Raw genomic sequence first — 9560 nt, forward strand, 5'->3', positions numbered from 1 at the left:
CAAAGACGTAGTGCAGAGCCACGGTCAGCTCCACCACGCCAAGGCTCGATGCCAGATGGCCGCCGGTCTCCGAGACCGCGGCAATAATTGACTGGCGCACCTCTTCGGCCAGTTCGATCAGTTCGCTCTGTGAGAGCGACTTGATGTCCAGCGGTGAGTTTATCTTGTCGAGGTGCTTCACGGATGCGCTCGTGTCAGTTGTTCCTCTGGCCGATATAGCGGGCCAGCCACATCAGAATGTTATCCTCGTCCGGCTCGAAACAGGCGAGCGCCTCGTCGACCAGCCGAGCCGCGTCGCGGCGAGATGCTTCCATACCGACTACGCCGGGATAGGTGGCCTTGGCATTGCGGCTGTCCGAACCAACTTCCTTGCCCAGAAGTTCCTGGTCACCCTCAATGTCGAGAATATCATCGATAATCTGGAAGGCCAGGCCGACCTTCTCACCGTATACGCTCAGCCTCTCGAGTAGACTGCGTTCCGCGCCTGCCAGCATGGCGCCGATCCGAACCGAGCCGCGAATGAGGGCGGCGGTCTTGAGGCGATGGATTCTCTCTATTTCCTTTCGGTCTACTCGCCGCCCTTCGGCCTCGATGTCGGCCATCTGCCCGCCGAGCATGCCAGCTGTGCCTCCCGAGCGCGCCAGTTCGACAACCACCTCGGTGGAACCGGTCTGCGCCATCAGTTCGAACGCCACCACATGGAGTGCGTCGCCCGCAAGAGTCGCGACCGCTTCACTGAATTTCTTGTGACAGGTTGGACGTCCGCGGCGAAGATCGTCGTCATCCATGCAGGGGAGATCGTCGTGGATAAGCGAGTATGTGTGAACCATCTCGAGCGCCGCCATCGCCTTGTGCACAGTGGCGGGAGCGCGCTCGTGATTACCGCCGCAGTACTCGTAGGCGGCGAGCGCCAGAATCGGACGAAGCCGCTTGCCGCCGGCCATCACCGAATAGCGCATCGCCTCGTGCAGCGTTCTTGGTTCGGTGTCACTCGACGGCAGGAAGCGATCAAGCAGGCGGTCGGTCAACTCGCGGGCCACCGTGCAATACCTGCGGCCATCAATACTCGTCAGTGCCGGCAAACCTACTGCTCTCCTTCGTCGAAATCGGTTTCCTCGAGTCGGCCGTCTTTTTCCGCGATGATCTTGATCTTGGCATCGGCCTCGTTCAGCTTCTCGTTGCAGAATCGGGCGATCTCCAGCCCCTCAGTGTAAAGCCCGATCGCTTCTTCCAGCTTTACGTCGCCTGACTCAAGTTTCTCGGTGATTTCTTCAAGTCGCGTCATGGCCGATTCATAGTCCTTATATTTCTTCGGACTCGTCATAGTTGCACCTATTGTCCCTTCCTGACCGTTTCCACCAGCGAAATTAGTCGCGCATCGGCGATTATCGTCTCCATGCGCTCACCTTCGCCGATGTCCTCATGGGACCGGACGACTTTTTGATCACTTACGCGACGGCTCACCGAATAGCCGCGCGCCAGGGTCTTGAGCGGTGACAACGCCTCCAGCCGGGACAAACCTAAAGATAGCCCGTTTCGGAACCGCTCAAAGAGGTTTTTTCCGGCAGCCCCCAGCAGCCGGACCAGCCCATCCAACTCCTGGCGGCGCTGATTGACAGCATCCTCGGGGCGACGGAAGATCGGCCGTCCCATGATATTACGGAGCTGCTGCCGAGCGTATTCAACCATGGTTGCGAGCTGGGCCGCTTGAGCCGCCAACAGCAAGTCGAGATCGTCGAGGAATTCGCGCCTTGACCAGACCGTCAGTTCGGCCGCTGCTGACGGAGTCGGGGCGCGCAGGTCGGCAGCCAAATCGGACAGGGTGATGTCAATTTCGTGGCCGACCGCTGATACCACCGGGATTCGTGATCCCGCAACCGCGAGGACTGTGACCTCGGTGTTGAACGGCCAGAGGTCTTCAAGCGACCCGCCGCCGCGCCCGGTGATTATCAGGTCTATGTCGGTACGGGTGTTGAAGTATCCGATACCGGCGGCGATTTCGTTCTCGGCGCCCTCGCCTTGTACGGCGCAGGGATAGATAATCAACTGTACCGACGGATTCCGGCGGCGGGCGATCTGGATGATATCGCGAATGGCCGCGCCCGTCGGCGACGTGACGACGCCGATTCGCTGCGGGAATCTGGGTAATGGCTTTTTGCGGGACTCGTCGAACAGACCCTCGGCGGAGAGTTTCTCGTGCAACTGACGAAAAGCCAGTTCCAGTTCGCCGATTCCTGACGGGATCAGCTTACGACATTGCAGTTGGTACTGGCCGCCTTTTTCGTAGACGGTGATATCGCCGAAAGCGAGCACTTTCTGGCCGTTCTCCGGCTCGAACCGGAGCGACATTCCGGCCGATCGCCACATGACTACCTTGAGCACCGCGTTTTCGTCTTTGAGCGTGATATACCGGTGGCCGGAAGAATGCAAATGGTAGTTGGAGATTTCGCCTTCGACCCAGATCGATTGGAATTGCTCCTCCAGGGACGACTTGATGATCCGCGTTATGGCGGTGACTGTGTAGGCTTTGGGCTGCTCGGGCATGAGGGGAAGATAGGTGGGTTAGCGAGAGGGGGGCAATGATTTTGTGGGGTGGGCTGCCTGTAGCGAGCATCGCCACCCTTGTGCCGCGGGGCGACACCGCCCCGCGGTTAAGGCTGCGCACACATCAGATACAGTCGGACAGGGTCGCCCGACGGCACTTACGCGTGACTTCACCTGACCCGATTAGTGTGCCGCGGGGCGACCCTGCCCCGCGGCTGCCGACCACTCGCAACTCAGCTTCGTATCCTGCATACTTGGACATGCCTACACGCGGGAGATCCCAACTCGGCGACCAACGCATCTTCTTCGTTACAACTACAACAAAGGCATTCGAAAACTCCTTCGATACACCAAATCGCCTTCAGAAACTCAAGGACATCATCGCCGAGGCCGTCAGACGCCACAGCGTGAGGCTCTACGGATATGTTCTCATGCCAAATCACATCCACTTGCTGGTCGGGATTGAAACCGGCGGGCTGGGGCTATCGCCGTTTATGCGTGACATCAAGTCGATGTCATGGTGTCTGATCTTCCCGAACCGGCCTGGGATCTGGATGGCTGGTTTCGATGATGTGGCGGTGTTCAGTGAAGAGCAGTTCAGGATTAAGTTGACGTATATACACAACAATCCAGTCAGAGCCGGGCTGGCAACCGAGCCCGAAGCATACAGGTACTCGTCAGCCGGGGTCTGGCTACGGGGTGAGGTCGACGATTTGGTGACTACTGGATTCCAGTAACGGGGAGCCGTCGGGCAGGGTCGCCCGACGACACTTACGAGGCACGTCGCCCGGCAGCACCTAAGTCACAATCTCGTCACGCTTCCCCTCTCTGAGAGTCACCCAACCTCTCCTTTATCACCTCCGCCAGCTTCATCGTAATCCCCTTCACGCCTGCGATTTCCTCCACGCCCGCTGATTGAATGCGTGCGACTGATCCAAAGTGCTTCAACAAAGCGTCACGGCGCGACGGACCAATACCGGGTATGTCATCGAGCTGCGACTTGATCGTCCGTTTTCCCCGGACCTTGCGATTGTACGTGATTGCAAAGCGGTGAGCTTCATCGCGAATTCGTTTCAAGAGCAGAAGCGCCGGAGAGCCACGCGGAATGGTGACAGGGCCGTCGAGGTCAGGCAGGAACACTTCCTCCAGCCGTTTCGCGAGAGAGATTACCGGCTGGTCTTCGTAGCCGAGTGACTTCATTTCCGCCTGCGCCGATGACAACTGCCCCTTGCCGCCATCGATCACGACCAGATCGGGCGGATCGAGTTGTTCCTCGCGGATGCGTAGAAAGTACCGGCCAATCACCTCGCGCATCATGGCAAAATCATCCTGACCGGTTACGCCCTTGATCTTGAAATGCCGGTACTGACTTTTCAGCGGTTTGCCATTGTCGAAATAAGCGCACGAGCCGACAAAATCAGCCTCGCCGGTGTTGGAGATATCGAAACAGGCCATGCGGCGTGGCGAGCGTGAGAGCTTCAGTTCATCCTTGAGCGCCGTCACCATCTTGGAAGTCCGCTCTTTGAACTGGCGTTTCTGAATCAACACTTCGTCGAGCAGTAGCCGCGCGTTTCGGGCCGCCAGATCGAGCAGCTTCACCTTCCCGCCAATCTTGGGTGTAATGAGCTGCACTTTCGAACCTTTCATCTGCTTGAGCCAGCTCTCCAGTAGTTTCATCTCCGGAAGATCGAACGGCAGGCAGATTTCATCGGGCAGATTGGGCTGATGATTGTAGTACTGCTTGAAGAACGTCTCCATAACGACCACGTCTTCTTCGTCCGGCTCGGCCTGTAGGCGAAAATCCTGCCGCCCGATCAGGACCCCGTCGCGTATCTGCAAAACCACTGCGACCCCTTCGCTTCCGTCCCGGGCCAATGCGATCAGATCCCGATCGACCAGCTCGCCTACATCGACATTCTGCTTGAACATGACACTCTTGAGCGCGTCGATCTGATCACGAAGGAGCCGGGCTTCTTCAAAGCGGAGTTCAGCCGATGCTGTCTGCATCTTCTGCGAGAGTTCGTCTACAAGTTGGCCGCCGTGGCCGGAAAGTACGAGTTTGACCGAGCGGATAGCCTCGGCGTAACTCTCCTGACTCTGTAATCCCTCACAAGGTCCGAGACAGCGCTTGATATGATAATCCAGACAGACCTTTAGTTCCTTACCTGGTGGCGGCGGAATCTGGTAGTTGCAGGTGCGAATCTTGAACAGGCTGGTAAGAAACGAAAGAGTGCGACGCATCCCTTTGGCCGATGTATACGGGCCGAAATAGGTGGCCTTATCGCGCTCGTACCGGCGCACAACCAGCACCCTCGGGAACGGTTCGTTGGTGATCTTTATATACGGAAAATGTTTATCGTCCTTGAGCAGCACATTGTAGCGGGGGTGATGTTCGTGCACTAGGTTGGCTTCGAGGATGAGCGACTCAATCTCATTCTCCGTTACGATCAGATCAAGATCGGCCACCTGCGATACCATACGGCGCGTGCGATCCTCGGCCGGGCCGGACGCCTGGAAATAGGTGCGCACCCGGTTCCGCAGATTCTTGGCCTTGCCGATATAGATCGGCTTCCCCTTGGCATTGAGAAAGAGATAAACCCCTGGGTTGGCGGGGAGATTTTGCAGCTTGAGCTGAAGGTCCGGGCTGCGCGCGGTCATACCGTTTGGAACAGAGTCAAGGCTGGGCGGTTCGATCCGCCGGGGGCAACAGAATCCGCCGCGCGCCCACGTAAGAGCGCGCCCAGTACTTCTCGCTCAAATTGCTGATGATCACACCGCTCGACGTGGACACGTGGATGAACTGGTTGAACCCGATATACACGCCGACATGCGAGATACGATCGCGCTCGGTGCGGAAGAAAACGAGGTCCCCGAACTTAAGGCGGCTTCGCGCCACCTCTCTTCCCTGGGTATATTGTTCGGCGGCTGTCCGAGGAAGCTGCGTGCCGTTGAACTGGCGGAAAACGTCGCTAGTGTACTGGCTGCAGTCGAGTCCGGCCTCCCACTTGGAGCGACCAGCGTACGGTTTGCCCAGTTGGCGCTGAAGGATCGAGCCTAACTGAAGATACTCGCGGGTGGTCATGATGCGATCTGCAGATCGCTGTTCCCGAGGAGTGAAGTCTGCTTCGGGGCGATACCGTGGATACGGTTGACAGGCTGAAAGTATAGCCGTAACCGCGATCATTGCTATAGCCACACCGTATCTCATGCCGGCTCCGGATACGCCACGCCAAATCGTCGCTTGTAGTATGCCCGCGTGCCCCACAGAAGGGCAACAACAATCAGCAGGTATATTGGGTACCAGTAGCCGGCAATAACTGTAAGGAGGAGCAGGGGCGTTTTGGGCGCAATGCGAACGACCGCCTCCGAACGCGCGATGAGCGCAATCACAGTCAGCACCAGGGCCACCGCGGCCAGCGCGACAAGCAGCAGATGGTTCGAATTCCAGGCGGTGATTCCCGCGAGAATCAGTAGCGCAACAGCTACCGCCAACGCCCCGGTCCGGCCAAGAATCACCGCAACTGTAGCCTTGCCGGTGGCGGCATCGCCGACCCGGTCGGGAATCGTGGTCAGGGCGTACACACCGCCAACCGCAAAGAAGAAGTAAAATGGGTTGTCCCAGCCGAGCAGACCGGCGTTGTGAAGGTCCATCTCCGGCATCACCGCCGCCGGCACCAAGAATCCGTGAGCATAGGCGTTGGCAAAAAGACCTCCGACCGGCCGATCTTTAAGTCGCAAAGGCGGTGCGGAATAGACGATTGCCAGCAGGAGGAACTGAGCGGCAATAAACAGGGCCAGCCAGGAACGGAGCGGCGCGAGAATCACCGGCGAGGTCAGGACAATCGCACAGCCGACCAGGAGTTGTCTTTGGGTGAGAAAACCGCGCTGCAAAAACCCGACTTTGCGATTGAGCCGATCGGACTCGAAATCGTAGATCTGGTTCAAATAAGCCGCGCCGGCGAAGAGCAGGCTCATGCCGAACAGCACGGCCAAATCGATCCAACCGAACTCTTCCCCGGACAAGGCATGATGGTAATGCAACGATACGAGATAGACTGACCAGATCGGCAGATGCAGAAGCGGCCGGGCCGCAAAAAACCAGTCAAGCCATCTCATGTCAGCCCGATCACACGAAAATAGAAGTACATAAACGGAGCCGCGAACAACAATGAATCAAACCGATCGAGCACGCCACCGTGACCAGGGATTATTGCCGATGAGTCTTTAACCCCCAGCGAGCGTTTCCATAACGATTCCGCCAGGTCGCCGATCTGCCCGAAAAACGAACATCCGAGGGCAAGCACAAGGACATGCTGCCATGGCACGCCGGAAAGTCTCCAGAAGATCATCAGCACACCGACAGCGAGCGCTCCGAGCAGGCCTCCGAAAAATCCTTCAACCGTCTTATTTGGAGAGACGGTCGGAGCGAGTTTGCGTCTGCCCCAGGTTTTGCCGACCCACATGGCGGCGGTGTCGCCCACCCAGAGCACGGCAAATAGAAACAGGAGGCTGTCGCCCCCCGACGGCACCCCCTCCCCCATACCGGAACCTGTTTCGCCCAGCAAATACACGAGGGGATAGAGAAACGCGATATAGCACACACCCCATACCAGCCGGGTGTGTGACTCAAACATAGTCTTCGGGGAGCGGCGTCCAACAGACGAGTAGAGCGCCGTAATTGCAAAGAACACCGGCAGGAAGACCCCCACCACCGAGGCGTACCAACTGGTGGGATCGAGGTGATCGGCAATCGCCCCGCCCTGGCACATGAAGAACAATACCCCGGCTACGGTAATCACCGCCGCCCAGAAGAGCAGGTGGTGGGGACGCCATCCTTCGGCCCAAAGATACTCGAGTATTCCGATCATGGCGAACAGCGAAACCATCCCGAACAGCCACAGTCCTCCCCGGTAACTGATCCAGAGAATAGCCGGAATAGCCACCGCGGCGACCGCTATGCGGGCATTGAGGTTCCGGCTCATTCACCCTCTCCGATCACCTTACCGAACCGGCGCTCCCGGTGTTGATAGTCGATTATGGCGTCGTAGAGTTCCTTGCGACCGAAATCGGGCCAAAGGGTGTCGATTATGTACAGCTCCGTATAGCTGGTCTGCCACAGAAGAAAATTGGATATGCGCCGCTCGCCCGATGTCCGAATGAGCAGATCCGGGTCCGGTATGTCGGCGGTGTAGAGGAATCCTGAAAACAACTCCTCGTCAATATCGGCCACGTCGATCATTCCCCCCCTGGCCGCCTCGACAATCGCCTTGACCGCGTCGAGTATCTCCGTCCGGCCGCCGTAGTTGAGCGCCAGGTTGAGCACCAGCCCGGTGTTGCGGCGGGTCTTTTCGACAGCGTCCTGAATGACTTCGCGGCGCTCCTTGGGCAGACCGTTGATTCTACCGGTCACCACCAGCTTGACGTTGTTCTTGTTGAGCTCATCGAGTTCGCTGATAGTGGTGCGAGTCAAAAGCGACATAAGCGCGCTGACTTCAAGTTTGGGTCGCTTCCAGTTCTCCACGGAAAACGTATAGAGCGTCAGGTATTTGATCCCCAATTCGGCGGTGGCGCGAACCACCTCCTTGACCGCGCGCACCCCGGCCTCGTGGCCGTAGGTCCGAGGCTTGTGGCGAAGCGCCGCCCAGCGGCCGTTGCCGTCCATGATTATCGCCACATGCTGCGGCAGACGCTCCGGCTTGCGGCGAATATCGGACTCGAGCTGTCTGAGATCGGTCGACATTATACTCCAAGCTAAGCCCCCGCCCACTGAGGGGCAAGTCTGATTAGGCCAAGCTAGTGCCATCCCCACTTGTGTCTCCCAGATCGTGGGCGGCAGACCTCCCGGTCTGCCTCTATCAGAACCTACTTCGATACACGGGCAGACCAGGAGAGGCTGTCCCAAAAGTTTTGGTTTGAGTTGCGTCAGGCCCTTAGCCCGCCACTCCCGGGGACCGGGAGTAATAGGGCGGTGACCTGACGCCATTGGAGATAGGAGAATTACGGCGGAGGTCTCCGTCCGCGTCCGTCTTTCGACGAGCGCTACAGAGGGCCTGCCGCAACTTTTCCAGCTTATGAGACAGCCTCAGGACGTCTGCCGCGCACGGATTTAGCAAATATTGGTTGTTGCGGCACTAGCTCTACGGTCGAGTTGATTCGGCCATTTTAGTGACCCGGATGTCGGTAATGCCGGTCTCGAGCCGGTAGCTCTCCGGAAAGAATATCCCCAGCCGGGTGGCTACCTCCCATACCGAATCCGGAAAGACATAGCCGTCGACAACCGAGAATCGAAACGAGCGCGTGAAACGACTAAAGCCGCTCCGGTCAGGGAAGTAAAGATAGAGTGAGTAGGGGAAGTACTGGTACCTATCGATCACGATCAAACCTTCGGGCTGTCGCTCCGACAGCGAGTCCGACCACATCCCTATCGCCAGCCTGGGGCCGCCGGTATCATTGGGAAAGAGGTTCAGGCAGTATTCCTTTTGAAAGACAGCCGGAGCTGACAGGTCCAGGTTTTTGAAACGCTTGGCGACTCCTCGCACAGTCCGGATCGAATCCAGCGTGCCATCCGAATAGAAGTAGTTCTGGGTGATGGAGTCGGTCTTGCGGATAAAGCCGTCCTTGGCCACGGTGTGTCGGTAGGTCTTGGCCGTGAACTCGTAGGATACGCCGCGAACGTTGGGGTCGAATCGGGGCACCGCGTCTCTGGCATGCTCCCAGTAATAGCGCAGCACCGGGTCGATCTCAGGATCGAGCGCCCAGGCTGCCGAGACAATCAGAACAAGCCCAAGCCACACCGGTGGGCGCTTTAGACTTGACATAAACTTATCAGGTCCATAATGTGCGTTACAGGCTCACGGGCGTTTTGCCTATACGGAAAGATAGCCGTTCGGGCGGCCGACTCCAAGAAACAATTCGACTCTGAACGGCAGCCCGGAGCGCAGCAGATGGAGAGTATGGGATGAAAGTCAGGGATTTCCTTAACGCCAACCCCCGCCGAATGATAACGGCCGGATCCC

11 protein-coding genes are annotated in these 9560 nt (G+C 58.1%); 1 reads left to right on the forward strand and 10 read right to left on the reverse strand.

Going from position 1 to position 9560, the window contains the following annotated elements:
* From AB1772_12680 to xseA, 4 genes are all read right to left on the reverse strand, one after another.
* Positions 1 to 181, reverse strand: a 181-nt coding sequence (locus AB1772_12680) for a 1-deoxy-D-xylulose-5-phosphate synthase N-terminal domain-containing protein (GenBank protein MEW5797196.1), incomplete at its 3' end; no start/stop codon positions are given.
* 13 nt (positions 182 to 194) lie between these two features.
* A complete protein-coding gene (locus AB1772_12685; protein ID MEW5797197.1) occupies positions 195 to 1082 on the reverse strand; it encodes a polyprenyl synthetase family protein in 888 nt (295 codons plus the stop codon).
* A 2-nt stretch (positions 1083 to 1084) separates the two neighbouring features.
* Entirely contained in the window at positions 1085 to 1324 is a 240-nt protein-coding gene (xseB, locus tag AB1772_12690; protein ID MEW5797198.1) for an exodeoxyribonuclease VII small subunit, read from the reverse strand.
* An 8-nt stretch (positions 1325 to 1332) separates the two neighbouring features.
* A complete protein-coding gene (gene xseA, locus AB1772_12695; protein ID MEW5797199.1) occupies positions 1333 to 2544 on the reverse strand; it encodes an exodeoxyribonuclease VII large subunit in 1212 nt (403 codons plus the stop codon).
* A 260-nt stretch (positions 2545 to 2804) separates the two neighbouring features.
* On the opposite strand from xseA, the gene AB1772_12700 reads away from it, so the two are divergent.
* Positions 2805 to 3281: a transposase gene (locus AB1772_12700; GenBank protein MEW5797200.1), complete on the forward strand. Its 477-nt coding sequence runs from the start codon at positions 2805 to 2807 to the stop codon at positions 3279 to 3281.
* Positions 3282 to 3357: 76 nt separating this feature from the next.
* Here AB1772_12700 and uvrC read toward each other — a convergent pair whose 3' ends face one another.
* From uvrC to AB1772_12730, 6 genes are all read right to left on the reverse strand, one after another.
* Entirely contained in the window at positions 3358 to 5202 is a 1845-nt protein-coding gene (uvrC, locus tag AB1772_12705) for an excinuclease ABC subunit UvrC (GenBank protein ID MEW5797201.1), read from the reverse strand.
* A gap of 16 nt (positions 5203 to 5218) precedes the next feature.
* Positions 5219 to 5740, reverse strand: coding sequence for a C40 family peptidase (locus AB1772_12710; protein ID MEW5797202.1), 522 nt, complete (start codon positions 5738 to 5740; stop codon positions 5219 to 5221).
* An 8-nt stretch (positions 5741 to 5748) separates the two neighbouring features.
* Positions 5749 to 6660: a UbiA family prenyltransferase gene (locus AB1772_12715; GenBank protein ID MEW5797203.1), complete on the reverse strand. Its 912-nt coding sequence runs from the start codon at positions 6658 to 6660 to the stop codon at positions 5749 to 5751.
* The gene (locus tag AB1772_12720) at positions 6657 to 7526 is read right to left on the reverse strand and encodes a phosphatidate cytidylyltransferase (protein MEW5797204.1); all 870 of its coding nucleotides are present in this window, start codon (positions 7524 to 7526) and stop codon (positions 6657 to 6659) included. The genes AB1772_12715 and AB1772_12720 overlap by 4 nt, the downstream gene beginning before the upstream one ends.
* Positions 7523 to 8284 carry an isoprenyl transferase gene (locus AB1772_12725; GenBank protein MEW5797205.1) on the reverse strand — a complete coding sequence of 254 codons (762 nt, stop codon included), beginning with the start codon at positions 8282 to 8284 and terminating at the stop codon, positions 7523 to 7525. Before AB1772_12725 ends, AB1772_12720 begins: the two co-directional genes overlap by 4 nt.
* A 397-nt stretch (positions 8285 to 8681) precedes the next feature.
* Positions 8682 to 9362 carry a hypothetical protein gene (locus AB1772_12730; protein MEW5797206.1) on the reverse strand — a complete coding sequence of 227 codons (681 nt, stop codon included), beginning with the start codon at positions 9360 to 9362 and terminating at the stop codon, positions 8682 to 8684.
* Positions 9363 to 9560 lie beyond the last annotated feature (198 nt).

This window comes from Candidatus Zixiibacteriota bacterium, assembly GCA_040752815.1.
Classification (GTDB): domain Bacteria; phylum Zixibacteria; class MSB-5A5; order GN15; family FEB-12; genus JAGGTI01.